This is a genomic window from Sphaerotilus sp. (genome assembly GCF_013299175.1).
GTDB lineage: Bacteria > Pseudomonadota > Gammaproteobacteria > Burkholderiales > Burkholderiaceae_C > Sphaerotilus.
Window position 1 is genome coordinate 1 of sequence record NZ_JAAFKF010000087.1, and the last position, 16,151, is coordinate 16,151.

Here is a 16,151-nt window from a genome sequence, read left to right on the forward strand (position 1 = left end):
CTGCACCAGCCGGTTGCGGACCTGCAGCGTGGCCTGAAAACCGATGTTGGACCGCTGCATCGCGACCATCGTCTCTTCCAGGCTGACCTTGGGGTTGTCGAGTGACACCTCGCGCTGCAATGCCTGCGCCGCGTTCTGGGATTCACTGACGTTGCGCAGGGCTTGGCTGAACACCTGGGAAAAACCACCCGCGGCGTTCTCCACAGCGGGTGCCGAGGCGGTGTTGCCCAGACCGGTCAATCCGGCGCGGGCCACCGCTTGGGCGAAATCGAAAGGCTTGAGCGTCATGTCCATGAGGAACCTCCACAGCTTCGCCATCCTAGGCAAGCGCAGTCGATGGGATGGACGGAAGAGTGCGGCGATCGGTCGCCTGTTTGCCGCTTCTGGACAGGGCGGTACTCGAATAATCCGTTTTCAGCGCAGCCGTTCTGGTCTGCGTGCAACGACTGATTGGACATGGACCTCTCCAGCTCGACCACCCTGACTGCGTCACCCCCGGCTTCCGGCGCTGGCGCAGCACGTCTGGCGGAGCAATTCTCCGCCTTGGCCCCCCTGCGCAAGGCCATGCTCGCTGGCGGCGTGCTGCTGCTGCTGGCTGTCATCGGGCTGTCGGCGGTGTGGGGAACGCGGCCGGATTACCGGGTGCTGTTCTCCAACCTGAACGACAAGGACGGCGGCGCCATCGTGGCGCAATTGACCAAGATGAATGTGCCCTACCGCTTCAGCGAGGGCGGTGGTGCGGTGCTGGTGCCGGCCGACCAGGTGCATGACGTGCGGCTGAAGCTGGCGCAGACGGGTTTGCCCAAAGGCTCGACCGTCGGCTTCGAGCTGATGGACAACGCCCGCTTCGGCACGACCCAGTTCCAGGAGCGGCTGAATTTCCAGCGTGGCCTGGAGGGCGAGCTGGTGCGCTCGATCACGGCGCTGTCGGCGGTCGAGTCGGCCCGCGTGCATCTGGCGCTGCCCAACCAGAACGGGTTCTTCCGCGACCAGCAAAAGCCCAGTGCCTCGGTGCTGCTGACGCTGCACGGCGGCCAGACGCTCGACCGCGGGCAGATCGCCGGCATCGTGCATCTGGTGTCGGCCAGCGTGCCGGAGCTGAATCCGAAGGCGGTGAGCGTGCTCGACCAGAGCGGCGCGATGCTGTCGGACGCGACGGACGGGAGCGCCGGGGGACTCGACTCCAGCCAGGTGCAGCACATCTCCCGCGTCGAGGCGCTTTACACCAAGCGCATCCTCGACATCCTGGAGCCGATCGTGGGCCGGGACAACCTGCGCGCACAGGTGGTCGCGGAGCTGGATTTTTCGCAATCCGAGTCCACCACCGAGGAGTTCAAGCCCAACCAGGGGGGTGTGGCCGCGGCGGTGCGCAGCGCGCAGATTTCGGAAAACGGCACGGCGGGTGCGGGCGGCGGGGCGCTGGCCAGCGGGGTGCCGGGTGCCGCGACGAACCAGCCACAGGCGGCGGCCTCCGCCCCGATCAACGGTGCAGCGCAAGCCCTGCAGACTGCGCAGGCGGGACAAGCCGGTGCGCTCGGCGCGGGCGGGCGGCGCGACGCGGTCACGAACTACGAGATCGACAAGACGGTGCGGGTGACGCGCGCGGCCGCGGGGGCGGTTCGCCGGCTCGCGGTGGCGGTCGTGGTGAACCACCGCACCAGCACCGACAAGAAGGGCCAGACCCAGACCCAGCCGCTGGCGCCCGAGGAAATCGACAAGCTGGTGTCGCTGGTCCAGGAGTCCGTGGGCTTCAACAAGGAGCGCGGCGACACGGTCAAGGTGATCAACGCGCCGTTCAAGGCTCTGGTGGTCGAAAAGATCGAACCGCTGCCGCTGTGGAAACAGCCCCAGGCGCTGGAGATGGTCCGCACGCTGGCGGTGCCGCTGGTGCTGGGCGCGCTCGGGCTGGCGCTGGTGTTCGGCGTGATCCGGCCGGTGTTGCAGGATCTTCGCCGGCACAGGCCGCCCGACGGTGCCGCCACGGGGCCGCGCCTGGACACGGTGGTGAACGACGTGACCGAGTTGCCGGCGCTGGCAGGCAGCAGCCATGGAGGTGGCAACGGCCTGGGACTCGGCGGCAACGCAGCACTGGCGGCCTTGCCAGCGCCGGGCGTGGTGCTGAGCGCATCGGACCAGCGGCTGCAGGCGGTGCGCCAGATGGTGCGGACGAATCCGGCCTCGGTTGCGCGCATTCTGCGCGGATGGGCCAACGGCACAGAATCGGATTGAAGCGGATTGAGTCGCAGTAGCGGACAGAGAGGCGAAGCATGGACGACAAGGGCCTGGAAGACGCAGCGATCCTGCTGATCTCGATGGGCGAGGAGGGCGCGGCCGATGTGTTCCGCCACCTCACGCCCAAGGAAGTGCAGAGCCTGGGCGAGAAGATCGCCCGCACCAAGACGATTTCCCGCGACCGCTACGAGCGGGTGCTGGTGCGCTTCGAGGAGCAGGTCGAGAGCGAGGGCTTGATCGAATTCGGACTCGACACCGACGACTACGTCAGCAACGTGCTGCACCGGGCGCTCGGCAACGACAAGGCCAAGCTGCTGCTGGAGCGCATCATCGGCGCCGACGACGCCCCCGGCATCGACAACCTGAAGTGGATGGACCCGGTGACGGTGGCTGAGCTGCTGCGGCTGGAGCACCCGCAGATCGTGGCGGTGATCCTGGTCCATCTGGAGCCGGACCAGGTCAGCGCCGTGCTGCGGCGCTTCCCGGAGGCGCAGCGCAACGAGGTGATGATCCGCTTGGCCACGCTCGATGGCGTGCAGCCGGCGGCGTTGCAGGAACTCAGCGAGGTGCTCTCCAAGGTGCTTGCTGGCGGTGGGCGCAGCAGCAAGTCGAACCTGGGCGGGATCAAGACCGCGGCCGAGGTGCTCAACCTCATGGGCACGGGCGTGGAGGTCTCGGTGCTCGACTACATCCGCAACTCCGACGTGGAGCTGGCGCAGAAGATCTCCGACAACATGTTCACTTTCGACGATCTGATGCGCGTCGATGACCGTGGTATCCAGACCGTGCTCAAGGAAGTGCAGAGCGAGTCGCTGCTCGTGGCACTCAAGGGGGCGACCGAGGAGCTGCGCGAGAAGGTGTTCCGCAACATGTCCAGCCGCGCAGCGGAAATGCTGCGCGAAGACCTGGCCTCGCGGGGTCCGGTGCGGGTGGCCGAGGTCGAGGCCGAGCAGAAGACCATCCTGCAGGTGGTGCGCCGTCTGTCGGACGATGGACAGATCGCCATGAGCGGAGGCGGCGATGGCCAGTTCCTTTGACGCCACCGACGCCGCTGCGCAGGCTTTCGCGCAGCGGCTGGAACGCCATGAGCGCGTGCCACGGGTGGAGGCACACGAAGGCGCTGCCCGGTCGAGCGGGTCATCGTATGCGCGGTTCATTCCGCGCGAGGAGATCCGGCGCGCGGTGGCCTGGGTGCCCGACAGCCTGGAGGTGCGCGGCACCCGTGGCGCACCGAACCCGGCATCCACTCCGGATCCTGCACCGGCGCCACCGCCGATCGACCCCGCTGCACAGCGCGCAGCGCGGCTGGGTCAGCTCCAGGCGCGTCTGGCGGAGGTCTTCGAACAAGGCCGGCAGATGGGCCGAGAGGAAACCACCCAGACCCTGCACGCGGAAGCCGCTGCGGCAATGGCGGCGTTTCGCCAGCAGCAGGCCAGCGAGGTCGGTGCGCCGGTGGCGGCGCTGCTGGCGCAGTTCCAGCAGGGACTCGATGGCGTCGAGCAGGCGCTCGCCCGGCGGCTGGCGGGCATTGCCATGCAGATGGCGCGTCAGGTGGTGCGCAGCGAATTGCAGACCAGCGCGGCGCTGGTCGTGGACGTGGTGCAGGAGGCGCTGGCCGAGGTGCTGCTGTCGGCGCGCCACATCACGGTGAACGTCCATCCCGAGGATCTGGCGCTGATCGCGCACGGTTGCGCCGATGCGTGCGAGGCGCGTGGGGCGCGGCTGGTGGCCGATGGGCACATCGAGCGCGGCGGCTGTCTGGTGGTGTCGGATCTGGGGGTGGTCGATGCACGGCTGGCGACCCGCTGGGCGGGAGCCGTGGCGGCGATGGGCCATCCGGTGCTGGCCGAGGTCGATGTGACCGACCGCCCGGCCGCCCCATGAGTACCCCTGCGATGGACCCCTGGACGCGCTACCTCGACGACCTGCACGAGCGGGCCAGTGCCAAGCTGCCGCTGTCGGTGCAGGGCACGCTGGTGCGCGTGGCGGGGCTGGTGCTGGAGGTCGCGGGCATCCGGGTGCCGGTCGGCTCGCTGTGCGAGGTGCTGATGCCGGGACAGCCGGCGATCCAGGCCGAGGTGGTCGGGTTCTCGGGCGACCGGGCCTTCCTGATGCCGGCCGGCGAGATCCACGGCCTGGCGAGTGGTGCGCGGGTGGTTCCACTGGACGTGCCGGTGCAGGCCCCCGAACTCGGCGTGAGCCGCCACCTGTGGCGCCGCAGCGAGGACCGCTCGCGCCACCTGCCGATCGGCAACGGGCTGCTCGGCCGGGTTGTCGATGCCAGTGGCCAGCCGCTGGACCATGGTGGCCCGCTGCGCGATGTGCAGTCGCTGCCGCTGGTGCGCCGACCGATCAATGCCATGGAGCGCGACCCGGTGCGCAAGCCGCTCGACACCGGCGTGCGCTCGATCAACGCCTTGCTCACCGTGGGCAAGGGCCAGCGCATCGGCCTGTTCGCGGGCACCGGCGTGGGCAAGTCGGTGCTGCTCGGGATGATGGCGCGCTACACGGCCGCCGACGTGATCGTGGTTGGCCTGATCGGCGAGCGCGGGCGCGAGGTCAAGGAGTTCATCGAGGACATCCTGGGCGAGGAGGGCCGCCGCCGCTCGGTGGTCGTGGCCGCGCCGGCCGACGCGCCGCCGCTGAACCGGCTGCAAGGCGCGGCCTACGCCACGGCGGTGGCCGAGCATTTCCGCGACCAGGGGCTGGATGTGCTGCTGCTGATGGATTCGCTGACCCGCTACGCCATGGCGCAGCGCGAGATTGCGCTGGCCATCGGCGAGCCGCCCGCCACCAAGGGCTACCCGCCAAGCTGCTTCGCCAAGCTGCCGCAGCTCGTCGAGCGCAGCGGCAACGGCCACGCGGGCCAAGGCTCGATCACTGCGTTCTACACCGTGCTCAGCGAGGGCGACGACCAGCAGGATCCGATCGCCGACGCCGCCCGCGGCATCCTCGACGGCCACATCGTGCTCTCGCGCGACCTGGCGGAATCCGGCCACTACCCGGCGATCGACATCGAACGCTCCATCTCGCGCGTGATGACCAATGTCGCCACCCGCGAACACATCGAGTCCGCCCGCCAGATGCGCAAGATGCTCGCCAAGCTGAGCAAGGCCCGCGACCTGATGCAGCTCGGTGCCTATGTGCCGGGCCATGACGCCGAACTCGACGCCGCCGTGCGCGCCCAGCCCGCCATGCTGGCCATGTTGCAGCAGGACACCGATGTGCGCGCCACGCTGGGCGACAGCCTGGCGATGCTGCGCCACATCACCCGGCACTGACCCCTTGACCCCGACCGATGACCCAAGCCCTTGTGACCTTGCTCGAACATGCCGAGCGCCAGCGTGACCAGGCGATGGCGCTGCAGCGGCGTGCCGATGAAGCCCTGTCGGTGGCGGTGCAGCAGCAGACCCAGCTCACCGCCTACCGCAATGACCACCAGAGCCGCTGGTCGGTGGCGTTCAGCCAGTCGGTGGCGGTGCCGCTGATGCACTGCCACCACGCCTTTTCGGGGCGCCTGCACGAGGCGGTGGATTTGCAGGCGGGCCAGGTCGATCGCGCCCGCCAGACCTTGTGCAAGCGCCAGAGCGATGCGCTGGAGGCCGAGCGCCGCGTGGCCGCCATTGGCAAGCTGCTGCAGCGCCGTGCCGATGCGGCCAACCTGCACCAGCACCGCCAGGAGCAGCGCCAGTCCGATGAACGTGCCGCCCGCGCCGCGTGGGCGCGCACCAACGGGTCCGGCCACCACGGCTGGTGAATGCATCATGGACACCTCTGTCTCGTCTTTGTTGACCACCCCGACGGACACCGCCGCGTCGGTTGCTGCGTCGGCCTCGGCCTTGAAACCGGCGGTTCGCTCCACCACTCCGACCGCGCAACCCAGCCCGTTTGCCCGCGCCCTCAAAGCGGCAGGCGCCCTCGCCAAGTCCGAGGCTGGCTCCACCGAGGTGCTCGACCTGCTGGCCGATCCGCGCACCGATCTGCGGGCCGATACCTCCGGCGATCCGTTGGCTGACGGGGCGTCCGCTGCGCTGGCGCTGGCGTCCGCGCCACCGGATGCGCCGCTGCAGCCCGTCCCGCCGCCACCACCGCTGCCGCCCACGCCTGAACCGTCCAGCACCTCGCTGATGCAATGGGTCATGCAGTTGTCGGCGTCACCCGAGTCGGCGGCGGGTGCGGCAACTGGGCGTGCCGACGCGCTGCCGAGCAGCGCGGCCACCGCCGAGCGTGTGTCCACGTCTGCACTGCCACCGGCCCTGTCCGCCGACACCAGCGTGCCGGCTGACAGTCCGCGCCGACCGACCGTCGCCGAAACGCCCATGGGTCCGACGCCCTTCACGCTGCCCAGCGATGCCCCGCGCGCCGCACCCGGCGACCACGCGGGCAGTGCCGGTGATGGCAACGCGGCCAGCATGACCGCGTTGCCGTTCTCTGCCGCGGCGGTGGCGGCTGCCGCGGCGACCACCGCTCCCTCGACCGGGGTGGTCACGGCCCAGGGCAGCCCGGTGGTCGCGCCCGCGCAGACCTGGATCCAGACCCCGGTGACACAGCCTGGTTTCTCCGACGCCGTGGTGGTGGAGCTGGTGCGGCGGATCGGGCAGGCCGAGCAGGGACCGCAGTCCGTGACCTTGCACCTGAACCCCGAGTCGCTCGGCCCCGTGTCGGTCTCGATCGAGCTGCAGGGGAGCGACGCCCGCATCGCGTTCGGTGCCAGCGAGGCGCTGACCCGCCACCACCTGGAGGCTGCACTGCCCGCACTGGAACAGACCCTGCGCGAGGGCGGCGTCTGCCTGACCCACGGCGCGGTCCATGCCGCGTCCAAGGAGGCGCTGGCGGCCAGTGCGTCTGCCGGGATGGGGGCTGGCGGGGAGGGAGCGCAGGCCCAGGCGCGCAGCGGTGCCTCCTTCGACCAGCGGTCGGGGTCCGGCAATCGGCCGCCGTCGCGTGGGGAAACCGTGTTCTCGGTCAATGGCCGTGCCGTGGTCCGCGGGCACGCGCCGGTGGTGCTGGGGCCGTCGCCTGGGCGTGCCGGCCGCCTCGATCTCGTGGTCTGAGGCGCAATTCCGTGGCGGCCTCGTGCGGGCATCTCCGGATTTGCTGTGCTTTTCAGAACATTGGCACCGGTGGCTGGTCCCAATAATGGTCTTCAATCAGAGGCCACCCCACGGCGGCCTCAAGCACGCAGGAGAAGGACATGTCGGCTGCCGCTGCGAGTGCGGAACAAACTGTTGCGAAAACGAAGAAGGGATCCAAGAAGCTGTGGATCATCCTGGGCGTGGTCGCAGTGCTGGTCGTCGGTGGCGCGGGCGGCTTTCTGGTGATGCAACGCCGAGCCGCTGCAGCAGCGGAGTCCGATGACGGCACGCAAGCCTCGGCACACGCCGCTCCCGCGCGCAAGCCGATCAAGCGCGATGCCCACACACCGCCCAGCTACTTGCCCCTGGAGCCGTTCGTGGTGAATCTGGCCGATCGCGACAGCGACCGCTACGCCCAGATCGGACTCACGCTGGAAATCGAGGACGCCAAGTTCGCGGACGAGATGAAGGCGTACATGCCGGCCATTCGCAACGCCATCCTGATGATCCTGTCGCACAAGACGGCGGCCGACATGCTCGGTCGCGAGGGCAAGGAGCTGCTGGCGGCCGAAATTGCCCGCGAGGCAGTGCGTCCGATGGGCATCAACATCGAGGTCGAGTCGGACGAGGACAGCACGGCAGGCAAGAAGCGCCACCGTGCAGCACCCGTCTACAACCCGGTGCAGCAAGTGCATTTCTCCAGCTTCATCGTGCAGTGATCGCCGATCCGTGCGCCGATCGACCGCGAAAACACCCACACCATGAGCCAGTTGAACCTGTCCCAGGATGAGGTCGATGCCCTGCTGGACGGCATCTCGGGCGATGTGCCTGGTGAGGTGTCCGACAAGCCCAAGGGGCAGGTACGCGACTACAACCTGGCAAGCGAAGAGCGCATCGTGCGTGGGCGCATGCCCATGCTGGAGGCGATCAACGAGCGGTTCGCCCGCAATGTCTGTCCGGTGATGACCGCGTTCACGCACCGGACGATGGAAATCGCGGCCGGCGAGATCAAGGTCCACAAGTACAGCAACTACTTGCGCGAGACCATGGTGCCGACGAACTTCAACATCGTCTCCCTGCGCCCGCTGCGCGGCATGGGGCTGGTGGTGTGCGACCCGAGCTTCGTGTTCGCGGTGATCGACGCGCTGTTCGGCGGGGTCGGCAAGTACCCGGTGCGGATCGAGGGCCGGGAGTTCTCGCCCACCGAACACCGGGTGATCATGCGGCTGGTCGAGATCATCCTGTCGGAATACAACCGGGCCTGGCAGGGCGTCTACCCGGTCGAGCTGGCCTACCAGCGTTCCGAGATGCAGCCGCAGTTCGTCAACATCGCTTCGGCGAGCGAGCTGGTGGTGAGCACGGTGTTCACGGTGGAGATCGGCGAGGCGGTCGGCTCGGTCCAGATCTGTTTCCCCTACTCGTCGCTGGAGCCGATCCGCGACGTGCTGCGCAGCAGCAACCAGGGCGAAGGCCCGGGCAAGGATGGCCGCTGGGTGCGCGTGCTGTCCGACGAGATTCAATCGGCCGAGGTGCAACTGGTGGCCGAGCTGGCCCATGCACCTGCCACGGTCGAGCAACTGCTGGCGATGCAAGCCGGCGATTTCATTGAGCTGGATCTGGGCAAATTGATCCGCGCCAAGGTGGACGGCGTGCCCGTGGTCGAGGCCAGCTACGGCACCTCGAACGGGCATTACGCCATCCGCGTGGAGCGCATGTTGACCAGTTCCCAGGTGAGCTGGATCGGAGACCACAATGTCTGAAAATGCCTTGACTGGCCTGTCTGAACAGGATGCGCTGGCCGCCGAGTGGGCGGCTTCGCTGGACGATGCGCCGCAGGGGACGGGTTCGGCGGTCGATGCGCTCCCGGGGTACGGGACGGGGTTGCCGCAGGCGGCGGCGTTCACGGATTTCGGTCGCCCTGGCGACGCACCCGGCGGCGCTGCGGGGGGCAAGGATCTGAACCTGATCCTGGACATTCCGGTGCAGCTCACGGTCGAACTCGGCCGCACCCGCATTCCCATCAAGAACATCCTGCACCTGGCCCAAGGCTCGGTGGTGGAACTCGACGCGATGGCGGGCGAGCCGATGGACGTGCTGGTCAACGGCTACCTGATCGCGCAGGGCGAGGTGGTGGTGGTGAACGAGAAGTTCGGCGTGCGGCTGACCGACATCGTCACCCCGAGCGAGCGCATGCGCCGCCTGTCCCGCGGCAACTGAAGGGTGGCGCGATGACCTCCACGCTCGGTTCACCGTTGACTTCCCTGGCGCCGCTGCTCTGGCTGGCGCTGGTGCTGGTGTCGATCCCGGCGGCGCTGTGGCTGCTCAGGCGCAGCGGTTATGCGGGGATGTCGCCGCGGACAGCGTCCGGCGCCATGCGCGTGGTGTCGCAGTCGGTCCTCTCGCCGCAACACCGGTTGGTGACGGTGGAGGTGGGCGAGGGCGGCGACCGCTGCTGGCTGGTGCTGGGCATGACCGGGCAGCAGATCGTGGTGTTGCACCGCCTGGTTCCGCCACCCGTGACCACCGTGCAGATCGACAGGATCTCCGACCCGATCGCAGGGTCGGGACTGCCATCGATCGCGGGCACCAGCTTCGGCTATCTGCTCAGCCAGTGGCGCCGCGGGCCGCAGGGTCCGGCGGTGAAGTCCCATGGACAGTGAACTTCGGCGCCGGTCGCGGTGGGGACTGCTGCCGTGGCTGGTGGCGGGCTTGTCACCGGCCCTCGCGCAGGCAGCCGCACCCGCGGGCTTGCCGCTGATGGTCGGACAAGGCGCTGGGGGCGGCACCTACTCGGTGCCGATCCAGACGCTGCTGTTCTTCACCTCGCTGTCCTTCCTGCCGGCCATGCTGCTGATGATGACGGGCTTCACCCGCATCGTGATCGTGCTGAGCCTGCTGCGCCAGGCGATGGGCACCCAGGCCGCACCGCCCAACCAGGTCATCGTCGGGCTGTCGATGTTCCTGACGCTGTTCGTGATGGGGCCGACCCTGGACAAGGTCTACGCCGACGCCTACAAGCCCTACGCCGCCAGCCAGATCAGTTTCGAGGAGGCGGTGTCGCGTTGCGAGGGGCCGATGCGCCAGTTCATGCTGCGCCAGACGCGGCAGTCCGACGTGGCGCTGTTCTCGCGGCTGGCACGGCTGGAAGGCACACCCAAGCCCGAGGCGCTGCCGCTGCGCGTGCTGGTGCCGTCGTTCGTCACCAGCGAGCTGAAGTCGGCCTTCCAGATCGGTTTCCTGATCTTCATCCCCTTCCTGGTGATCGACATGGTGGTCGCCAGCGTGCTGATGAGCCTGGGGATGATGATGCTGTCGCCGGTGCTGGTGGCGCTGCCGTTCAAGCTGATGCTGTTCGTGCTGGCCGATGGCTGGAACCTGCTGCTCGGCTCGCTGGCGGCCAGCTTTTCGATCTGAGGCCACCGCATGGATTCTTCTCAAGTCTTCACCTACGGCCAGGAGGCGCTGGTCGTCTTGCTGACCGTGGCGGCGCCGATGCTGCTGACGATCCTGCTGGTCGGCGTGGTGGTGAGCGTGCTGCAGGCGCCACCGCATGGATTCTTCTCAAGTCTTCACCTACGGCCAGGAGGCGCTGGTCGTCTTGCTGACCGTGGCGGCGCCGATGCTGCTGACGATCCTGCTGGTCGGCGTGGTGGTGAGCGTGCTGCAGGCGGCGACGCAGTTGCACGAGGCCACGCTGTCCTTCGTGCCCAAGGTGCTGGCCGGGGTGGCGGTGATGATGGTGGCTGGCCCCTGGATGCTGACGACGCTGGTGGAGTATCTCCAGCGTGTGCTCCAGGCCATCCCCGGCGCGGTTGGCTGACGATCCACCGGCCGAAGATGCCGCAGATGCCACCCCCATGATCGGCTTCAACGAAGCGCAGATCCTGCAATGGGTGCTGCCGCTGCTGTGGCCGCTGCTGCGGGTGCTGGGCTTGTTCACGGCGGCGCCGGTGCTGTCGATGCGCGTGATTCCGATCCGGGTGCGGGTCGGGTTGGCTGCCCTCGTGGTCCTGTGCGCGCAACCGAGCCTGCCCCCGATGCCGATGGTGGCACTCGACAGCCCGGCCGCGCTGGCGATGGTGGCGCAGCAGGTGGTGATCGGCCTCACGATCGGCTTCGCGGCGCGGGTGGTGTTCACCTCGATCGAGTTCGCCGGAGAACTCATCGGCCTGCAGATGGGCCTGAACTTCGCGAGCTTCTTCGACGCCACCAGCGGCTCGCAGGTCACGGCCACGGCCCGCTTCTTCAACACGATGGCCGCCTGGCTGTTCGTGGTCATCAATGGGCACCTGCTGCTCACCGTGGTGGTGGTGGAGAGCTTCCAGCGGTTCCCGGTGTCGGACCATCCGCTGGACCTGCTGCTGCAGATCCAGCCGCAGGTGTGGGGCGCTGACCTGTTCCGCTACGGCCTGTGGATCGCGCTGCCCACCATCACGATGCTGACCTTCGTGAACCTGGTGCTCGGGCTGATCTCGCGGGTGGCCCAGCAGCTCCAGATCTTCTCGATCGGCTTCGCGATCACCATCTCGGTGGGCCTGTTCGGGTTGCTGGTCACGCTGCCGATGCTGCAGTCGCCGATGCTGGCGGTGCTGGAGCGGCTGCTGGCGCAGTTCCAGCCCTGAGGGGCAACGGCAGCGTTGGATGTCCGTGGCGATAATGCCGCCATGCCACGCATGACCTTGTCCTTGCCACTGCCACTGCCACTGCTTTTGATCGCCTTGTCCGGGCTGTTGTGCGCCTGTTCGCCGACGCTCAACTGGCGCGATGTGGAGGTCGGCCCGCAGACGCGGGTGCAATTTCCTTGCAAACCCGAGCACGCCGAGCGGTCGCTGGTGCTGGGCGGGGTGCCGACACGGGCCGCCATGTGGGCCTGCGATGCGGGCGGGCTGTCCTGGTCTGCCACGGTGCTCGATGTCGGCGATCCGGCGCGCCTGGGCACGGTGCTGCGCGCGTCGCGCCTCAGTCTGGCCAGTCGTCTGCACGGCAGCGAAGAGGCGGTGCGTCCCGTGCAGATCACCGGCATGACCCCCAACGTGGAGGCCCGCCGGGTGGTACTCATCGGAAAACCGGGCGAGGGTCCGCCGGCGCGGGCCGAAGCGGTGTTTGTCGCGCGCGGCCTGCAGGTGTTCCAGTTCGTCGCGATGGCGCAGCGCGGGGCGCCGGCCGTCTGGACGGAGAGCGCCGACGAGTTCCTGCGCAGCGTGCGCTGGCCGTGACCCATAATCCGCGCCCATGGCCCGCCTGCTGATCATTGCCCATGCCCCGATGGCTTCGACACTGAAGCAGGTGGCCGCACACACCTTCGCCGATGCGGCTGCGCACCTGCGGGTGTTCGACGTGCCACCCGACATGTCGCCCGAGGACATCGAGGCGCACCTGCGCACGCTGCTCCCTACCGAAGAGGACAGCGATCCCGAGGCGCTGATGCTGATCGACGTGTTCGGGGCCACGCCGGCCAACGTCGCGCAGCGGCTGGTCGATGGCACGCGCATCCGGGCGGTGGCGGGCGTGAACGTGGCGATGCTCTGGCGCACGCTCAGCTCGCCCGACCACGCCACCGTCGGCGAACTCTTCGACCGGGCGATGAAGGGCGGCGTGCAGGGCGTGCTCCCGGTGGCGTCCACCCGTCCGCAAAACCAAGCTTTCACTCCTGGCGGCCATGATCAGAACCACCATCACCATCAGCAATAAGCTCGGCCTGCACGCGCGCGCTTCGGCCAAGTTCACCAAGCTGGCCGGCAGTTTCCCCTGCGACATCTTCGTCAGCCGCAATGGCCGGCGCGTCAATGCCAAGAGCATCATGGGCGTGATGATGCTGGCTGCGGGGCTGAGCAGCGAGATCGAGATCGAGATCGACGGCACCCGCGAGCAGGAGGCCATGGACGCGCTGTGCGCCCTGATCCACGACAAGTTCGGCGAAGGCGCCTGAGCCAGCGCGGCGTGGGGTGTCGGACGCTGGCGGTCAGTGTCCGAGGAAATGCCGGCGGTATTTCTCGGGCAGATCCTGCAGCCGCATCCGCATCGGCAGGTCGGCGGTGTTGAAATCAGGATCCCAGGCGGGCGCACCCAGTACCTGTGCGCCACAGCGCAGATAGCCCTTGATCAGCGCCGGCAACTCGGCCGGCAGATCACGGCGCAGGTTCTCGACTGGTAAAGCCAATCGTGGCTGCACCCGCCACTCGGGCGTTGCGAGGTGGGTCGTGCGCAGTCGCTCCCACAGACTGGCGGCGACGTGGCCACCGTCGTGCATGGACACACTGGCACAGCCGATCACCGTGTCCAGCCGGTTTGCCTGCAGGAATGCGCCCAGTGCGCCCCACAGTGCCAGGACCACCCCGCCTTGGCGGTGGGCGGAATGGACGCAGGAGCGGCCGAGTTCCGCGGTTTGCCCGAGCCGGGCACGCAGTGGATCGAAGTTGAACTCGGTGTCGCTGTACCAGCCGCCCAGGTGCCGGGCAGCCTGCGGTGTCAGCACCCGGTAGGTGCCGATCACTTCACCCGCTTGTGGGGAGTCGCCTTCGCAGCGCACGATCAGGTGTTCGCAGCCCGCGTCGAAGCGGTCGGCATCGTGGCCGGCGGGGGTGCCGGGAAGGGGCGAGAGCCGGGCGCCCATCTCCTCGGCAAACACCTGGTAGCGCAACCGCTGGGCCTCGCGGACCTCGTCCTGGTGGCGTGCCCAGCCGACGCTGAAACGCTCGACGGGTCTACTCCGGGTGGCCGCGGCCTGCGGGCGGTGCAGCCTCAGATCGGCCAGGGGCAGGGTGGGTTGGGGCAGTTCGCTCATCGTCGGCTCCTCGAATTGGCGCCATCGTGGTCGGGCGAGATGACGCGGCCGTGTCGAGGCCGTGACGTTCTGGTGACGCGGTGGTGTGGCCGACAGAGGCGCTTCAGGGGGTGTTACCCGAGCGACAGGCCGGGGACTCGCTGCTAGCATCCGGCCATGAGCGTGCAGGTTTTCGGATTGCCGGTGTCCCGCGGAGTCGCGATCGGACGGGCCGTGCTGGTGGCGTCCAGCCGGGTGGATGTCGCCCACTACTTTGTCGAGCCGGACCAGATCGTCCACGAGATCGCGCGGCTGCGGGTGGCGCGTGATGTCGTCTGCGCCGAGCTGGAGTCCCTCAAGCAGGCGGTCCAGGGCGACACGCCGGCCGAGCTGGTGGCGCTGCTGGAGGTGCATGTGATGCTGCTCAACGACGAGGTGCTGGCCAGTGCGACCTGCCAGTGGATCGAGGAGCGCCACTACAACGCCGAGTGGGCGGTCACGGCCCAGCTCGACGCACTGACCCGCCAGTTCGATGAAATGGACGATGAGTACCTGCGCGAACGCAAGTCGGACGTGGAACAGGTCGCCGAGCGGCTGCTGCAGGCGCTGGCCCGCGGCGGTCTGGCGGGCACCTCCCCGCTGCTGCGCCAGGGCTTGAGTGCCGACCAGGGGGATGCGGCACCGCTGGTGCTGGTGGCCAACGACATCTCGCCGGCCGACATGATGCAGTTCAAGGGCAGCGTTTTCCGTGGCTTCGTCACCGAGGTGGGCGGACGGACCTCGCACACGGCCATCGTGGCGCGCAGCCTGGACATCCCCGCCGTCGTGGGCGCCCGCGAGGCGAGCCGGCTGGTCCGGCAGGACGACTGGGTGATCATCGACGGCGACGCGGGCATCGTTCTGGTTGATCCGTCGCCGATGGTGCTGGAGGAATACCGCTTCCGCCAGCGGCAGGGGCAACTGGAGCGGGACCGGCTGGCCCGGTTGCGCGGGCGTCCGGCCGTGACGCTGGACGGGCAGCGGATCGAGCTGCTGGCCAACATCGAGATGCCCGGAGACACGCCAGCGGCGCTGGACGCCGGGGCCGAAGGGGTGGGCCTGTTCCGCAGCGAGTTCCTGTTCATGAACCGCCTGGGTGAACTGCCCGACGAGCAGGAGCAGTTCGATGCCTATCGGTCGGCGGTGCAATCGATGCGTGGTCTGCCGGTCACGATCCGCACGATCGACATCGGTGCGGACAAGCCGCTCGACCGCATGGCCACGCACAAAACCGAGCACGACCATGCGCTCAATCCGGCGCTCGGGCTGCGTGCGATTCGCTGGAGTCTGGCTGATCCGGACATGTTCGAGGTGCAACTGCGCGCGATCCTGCGGGCTGCGGCGCATGGGCCGGTGCGCCTGCTCGTGCCAATGATTTCGCACCCCCGTGAGATCCAGGCCACGCTGGAGGCGGTGAACCGCGCACGTGCTGCGCTGGTCGCGACAGGCACGCCGCATGGTTCCGTCACGTTGGGCGCCATGATCGAGGTACCGGCTGCGGCGCTCATGCTGCCGCGGTTCCTGCAGCACTTTGACTTCGTGTCGATCGGCACCAACGACTTGATCCAGTACACGCTGGCGATCGACCGGGCCGACGAGGCCGTGGCGCATCTGTATGACCCGTGGCATCCGGCCGTGCTGGGGCTGATCGCCAACACGATTCGCATGGCGCAGGCGGCGGGCAAGGGCGTCAGCGTGTGCGGCGAGATGGCGGGTGATCCGGAGTTCACCGAGGTGCTGCTGTCCTTCGGGCTGCGCTCGTTCAGCATGCACCCGACGCAGTTACCCAGCATCAAGCAGCGGATCTTGCGCACCGAATTGTCTGCGTTGGCCGGGTTGGCCGAGCAGGTGTTGACGGCTGACGATCCCCAACAGGCGGGTCTGTGGGGTGCTCGCAAGGTGCGTCCGGCCCTGTCTGCCACCTCCGCAGAGTCCCCCTGAAAAATTCTTCACCAAATCTCTTGCAGCCGATCGGAAATTCGATCTACAATCGACCTCTTCGCTGCAAACAACTGGTTTTTAACTGACTTGTTTGCAACGGC

Annotated in this window: 19 protein-coding genes and 1 pseudogene; 18 read left to right on the forward strand and 2 right to left on the reverse strand. The window is 68.3% G+C overall.

All coding sequences use genetic code 11. From position 1 onward, the window contains the following. A partial coding sequence (gene fliE, locus QZW52_RS14360) for a flagellar hook-basal body complex protein FliE (protein WP_294000055.1) occupies nucleotides 1-294 on the reverse strand: 294 nt, incomplete at its 3' end. A 162-nt stretch (nucleotides 295-456) separates the two neighbouring features. On the opposite strand from fliE, the gene fliF reads away from it, so the two are divergent. The 17 genes and pseudogenes from fliF (at nucleotide 457) to QZW52_RS14445 (ending at nucleotide 13,236) form a co-directional block, all read left to right on the forward strand. Continuing rightward, nucleotides 457-2,229, forward strand: a complete 1,773-nt coding sequence (gene fliF / locus QZW52_RS14365; RefSeq protein WP_294000057.1) for a flagellar basal-body MS-ring/collar protein FliF — start codon at nucleotides 457-459, stop codon at nucleotides 2,227-2,229. A 38-nt stretch (nucleotides 2,230-2,267) separates the two neighbouring features. Next, on the forward strand, nucleotides 2,268-3,269 hold the full coding sequence (gene fliG, locus QZW52_RS14370; protein ID WP_294000059.1) for a flagellar motor switch protein FliG: 1,002 nt from the start codon (nucleotides 2,268-2,270) through the stop codon (nucleotides 3,267-3,269). Then, a complete protein-coding gene (locus tag QZW52_RS14375) occupies nucleotides 3,253-4,116 on the forward strand; it encodes a flagellar assembly protein FliH (RefSeq protein WP_294000061.1) in 864 nt (287 codons plus the stop codon). Before fliG ends, QZW52_RS14375 begins: the two co-directional genes overlap by 17 nt. After that, nucleotides 4,113-5,513 carry a flagellar protein export ATPase FliI gene (fliI, locus tag QZW52_RS14380; protein ID WP_294000062.1) on the forward strand — a complete coding sequence of 467 codons (1,401 nt, stop codon included), beginning with the start codon at nucleotides 4,113-4,115 and terminating at the stop codon, nucleotides 5,511-5,513. The genes QZW52_RS14375 and fliI overlap by 4 nt, the downstream gene beginning before the upstream one ends. Nucleotides 5,514-5,530: 17 nt before the next feature. Further along, the gene (locus QZW52_RS14385; RefSeq protein ID WP_294000064.1) at nucleotides 5,531-5,989 is read left to right on the forward strand and encodes a flagellar export protein FliJ; all 459 of its coding nucleotides are present in this window, start codon (nucleotides 5,531-5,533) and stop codon (nucleotides 5,987-5,989) included. Nucleotides 5,990-5,996: 7 nt separating this feature from the next. Continuing rightward, nucleotides 5,997-7,286 carry a flagellar hook-length control protein FliK gene (locus tag QZW52_RS14390; RefSeq protein ID WP_294000065.1) on the forward strand — a complete coding sequence of 430 codons (1,290 nt, stop codon included), beginning with the start codon at nucleotides 5,997-5,999 and terminating at the stop codon, nucleotides 7,284-7,286. A gap of 140 nt (nucleotides 7,287-7,426) precedes the next feature. Beyond that, nucleotides 7,427-8,026 carry a flagellar basal body-associated FliL family protein gene (locus QZW52_RS14395; RefSeq protein ID WP_294000067.1) on the forward strand — a complete coding sequence of 200 codons (600 nt, stop codon included), beginning with the start codon at nucleotides 7,427-7,429 and terminating at the stop codon, nucleotides 8,024-8,026. A 42-nt stretch (nucleotides 8,027-8,068) separates the two neighbouring features. Continuing rightward, on the forward strand, nucleotides 8,069-9,067 hold the full coding sequence (gene fliM / locus QZW52_RS14400; RefSeq protein WP_294000069.1) for a flagellar motor switch protein FliM: 999 nt from the start codon (nucleotides 8,069-8,071) through the stop codon (nucleotides 9,065-9,067). A 7-nt stretch (nucleotides 9,068-9,074) separates the two neighbouring features. Then, complete coding sequence (fliN, locus tag QZW52_RS14405) at nucleotides 9,075-9,524, forward strand: flagellar motor switch protein FliN (RefSeq protein WP_434738342.1); 450 nt, start codon at nucleotides 9,075-9,077, stop codon at nucleotides 9,522-9,524. 11 nt (nucleotides 9,525-9,535) lie between these two features. Continuing rightward, nucleotides 9,536-9,967 (forward strand): FliO/MopB family protein, encoded by a 432-nt coding sequence (locus tag QZW52_RS14410; protein ID WP_294000072.1) that lies wholly within the window; start codon nucleotides 9,536-9,538, stop codon nucleotides 9,965-9,967. After that, nucleotides 9,957-10,721: a flagellar type III secretion system pore protein FliP gene (gene fliP, locus QZW52_RS14415; RefSeq protein ID WP_294000074.1), complete on the forward strand. Its 765-nt coding sequence runs from the start codon at nucleotides 9,957-9,959 to the stop codon at nucleotides 10,719-10,721. Before QZW52_RS14410 ends, fliP begins: the two co-directional genes overlap by 11 nt. Nucleotides 10,722-10,730: 9 nt before the next feature. After that, nucleotides 10,731-10,838, forward strand: a pseudogene (locus tag QZW52_RS14420) (flagellar biosynthetic protein FliQ); the annotation flags it as partial. Nucleotides 10,839-10,857: 19 nt separating this feature from the next. Beyond that, on the forward strand, nucleotides 10,858-11,127 hold the full coding sequence (gene fliQ, locus QZW52_RS14425) for a flagellar biosynthesis protein FliQ (RefSeq protein ID WP_294000076.1): 270 nt from the start codon (nucleotides 10,858-10,860) through the stop codon (nucleotides 11,125-11,127). Nucleotides 11,128-11,164: 37 nt separating this feature from the next. Beyond that, on the forward strand, nucleotides 11,165-11,929 hold the full coding sequence (gene fliR, locus QZW52_RS14430) for a flagellar biosynthetic protein FliR (RefSeq protein ID WP_294000078.1): 765 nt from the start codon (nucleotides 11,165-11,167) through the stop codon (nucleotides 11,927-11,929). A 42-nt stretch (nucleotides 11,930-11,971) separates the two neighbouring features. After that, a complete protein-coding gene (locus QZW52_RS14435) occupies nucleotides 11,972-12,523 on the forward strand; it encodes a hypothetical protein (protein ID WP_294000080.1) in 552 nt (183 codons plus the stop codon). A gap of 16 nt (nucleotides 12,524-12,539) precedes the next feature. After that, nucleotides 12,540-12,998: a PTS sugar transporter subunit IIA gene (locus QZW52_RS14440; RefSeq protein WP_294000082.1), complete on the forward strand. Its 459-nt coding sequence runs from the start codon at nucleotides 12,540-12,542 to the stop codon at nucleotides 12,996-12,998. Further along, nucleotides 12,967-13,236 (forward strand): HPr family phosphocarrier protein, encoded by a 270-nt coding sequence (locus QZW52_RS14445; RefSeq protein ID WP_294000084.1) that lies wholly within the window; start codon nucleotides 12,967-12,969, stop codon nucleotides 13,234-13,236. Before QZW52_RS14440 ends, QZW52_RS14445 begins: the two co-directional genes overlap by 32 nt. Nucleotides 13,237-13,269: 33 nt before the next feature. Here the strand turns inward: QZW52_RS14445 and QZW52_RS14450 are convergent, their stop codons facing one another. Then, nucleotides 13,270-14,091, reverse strand: a complete 822-nt coding sequence (locus QZW52_RS14450) for a GNAT family N-acetyltransferase (protein ID WP_294000086.1) — start codon at nucleotides 14,089-14,091, stop codon at nucleotides 13,270-13,272. Nucleotides 14,092-14,247: 156 nt separating this feature from the next. Between QZW52_RS14450 and ptsP the strand changes: the two genes are divergently transcribed. Next, nucleotides 14,248-16,050 carry a phosphoenolpyruvate--protein phosphotransferase gene (gene ptsP / locus QZW52_RS14455; RefSeq protein ID WP_294000087.1) on the forward strand — a complete coding sequence of 601 codons (1,803 nt, stop codon included), beginning with the start codon at nucleotides 14,248-14,250 and terminating at the stop codon, nucleotides 16,048-16,050. The last annotated feature ends 101 nt before the right edge of the window (nucleotides 16,051-16,151 follow it).